Origin of the sequence: Sulfitobacter sp. HI0129 (genome assembly GCF_001635395.1) — a bacterium.
Taxonomy (GTDB): domain Bacteria; phylum Pseudomonadota; class Alphaproteobacteria; order Rhodobacterales; family Rhodobacteraceae; genus Sulfitobacter.
Window position 1 is genome coordinate 1 of sequence record NZ_LWGH01000193.1, and the last position, 296, is coordinate 296.

Here is a 296-nt window from a genome sequence, read left to right on the forward strand (position 1 = left end):
CTTGGTCTATGACCTCTATGGGCGCGGCTATTCCGATCGCCCCCGAACGAGGCAGGACGCACAGTTCTTTCACCGGCAATTGAGGGAATTGCTGGATCATGTGGGCGTGGGGGACGATATCACCCTCATCGGCTATTCGATGGGCGGTGCTATCGCCACGTCCTTCGCCGCCGAACATCCGGGCCGCATACAGCAACTGGTACTGCTCGCACCTGCCGGAATGCGGGTTCCGGCGGGGCGGATGATCAACATCATTCGCAGCAGTCCCCTATTGGGCGACTGGTTGATGCACGCCG

At 60.8% G+C, this 296-nt stretch carries 1 protein-coding gene; it reads left to right on the forward strand.

The features are described 5' to 3' along the window. The coding region (locus tag A3764_RS01975; RefSeq protein ID WP_150122055.1) for an alpha/beta fold hydrolase at positions 1-296 on the forward strand (296 nt) is incomplete at both ends.